At 54.8% G+C, this 1,839-nt stretch carries 1 rRNA gene; it reads right to left on the bottom strand.

The features are described from left to right. Positions 1 to 1,839: ribosomal RNA gene (locus ACZYR9_RS27405) — 23S ribosomal RNA — on the bottom strand; the annotation flags it as partial.

The raw sequence follows: 1,839 nt of genomic DNA, 5'->3' as shown, positions 1-1,839 counted from the left end.
TGGGAAATCTCATCTTGAGGGGGGCTTCACGCTTAGATGCTTTCAGCGCTTATCCCGTCCGTACTTGGCTATCCAGCCGTGCTCCTGGCGGAACAACTGGTACACCAGCGGTACGTCCATCCCGGTCCTCTCGTACTAAGGACAGCTCCTCTCAAATTTCCTGCGCCCGCGACAGATAGGGACCGAACTGTCTCACGACGTTCTGAACCCAGCTCGCGTACCGCTTTAATGGGCGAACAGCCCAACCCTTGGGACCTACTTCAGCCCCAGGATGCGATGAGCCGACATCGAGGTGCCAAACCTCCCCGTCGATGTGGACTCTTGGGGGAGATAAGCCTGTTATCCCCAGGGTAGCTTTTATCCGTTGAGCGATGGCCCTTCCATTCGGTACCACCGGATCACTAAGCCCGACTTTCGTCCCTGCTCGACCTGTTTGTCTCGCAGTCAAGCTCCCTTATGCCTTTGCACTCTTCGAATGATTTCCAACCATTCTGAGGGAACCTTGGGGCGCCTCCGTTACGCTTTAGGAGGCGACCGCCCCAGTCAAACTGCCCACCTGACACTGTCCCCATACCGGTTTACGGTACCAGGTTAGAACTCCGATACGATCAGGGTGGTATCCCAACGTCGCCTCCGCACAAGCTGGCGCTCATGCTTCTCAGGCTCCCACCTATCCTGTACAGATCGTACCAAAGTCCAATATCAAGCTGCAGTAAAGCTCCATGGGGTCTTTCCGTCTTGTCGCGGGTAACCTGCATCTTCACAGGTATTAAAATTTCACCGGATCTCTCGTCGAGACAGCGCCCAAGTCGTTACGCCATTCGTGCGGGTCAGAATTTACCTGACAAGGAATTTCGCTACCTTAGGACCGTTATAGTTACGGCCGCCGTTTACTGGGGCTTCGGTTCACAGCTTCGGATTGCTCCTAACCGCTCCCCTTAACCTTCCAGCACCGGGCAGGCGTCAGCCCGTATACTTCGCCTTGCGGCTTCGCACAGACCTGTGTTTTTGCTAAACAGTCGCTTGGGCCTTTTCACTGCGGCCCCCTCGGGCTATTCACCCTACCGAGGCACCCCTTCTCCCGAAGTTACGGGGTCATTTTGCCGAGTTCCTTAACGAGAGTTCTTCCGCGCGCCTTAGCATGCTCTGCTCGCCTACCTGTGTCGGTTTGCGGTACGGGCACCTTCTCCCTGGCTAGAGGCTTTTCTTGGCAGCCTGAACTCATGACCTTCGGTACTCTAAGTTTCCCTCCCCATCACAGCTTAGCCTTACAGTCAACGGATTTGCCTATTGACCAGCCTCACTGCTTGGACGAGCATCCATCAGCTCGCGTCACTATCCTTCTGCGTCACCCCATTGCTCATAACGGTTCACGGTGGTACAGGAATGTCAACCTGTTGTCCTTCGACTACGCCTTTCGGCCTCGCCTTAGGTCCCGACTTACCCTGAGTGGACGAACCTTCCTCAGGAACCCTTAGGCTTTCGGCGGATCAGATTCTCACTGATCTTTTCGTTACTCATACCGGCATTCTCACTTGTAACCGCTCCAGCTGTCCTCACGATCAACCTTCTCCGCTGTTACAACGCTCCCCTACTGCCCACTAATGGACCCATAGCTTCGGTGGTGTGTTTAGCCCCGTTACATTTTCGGCGCAGAGTCACTCGACCAGTGAGCTATTACGCACTCTTTGAATGGTGGCTGCTTCTAAGCCAACATCCTGGTTGTCTGCGCAACTCCACATCCTTTCCCACTTAACACACACTTGGGGACCTTAGCTGATGATCTGGGCTGTTTCCCTCTTGACAATGGATCTTAGCACTCACTGTCTGACTCCCGGG

The sequence above is a fragment of the Paenibacillus sp. F024 genome (genome assembly GCF_057814255.1).
The sequence above is the reverse complement of the archived record's forward strand: the minus strand, read 5'-3'. Positions and strand labels throughout refer to the sequence as shown.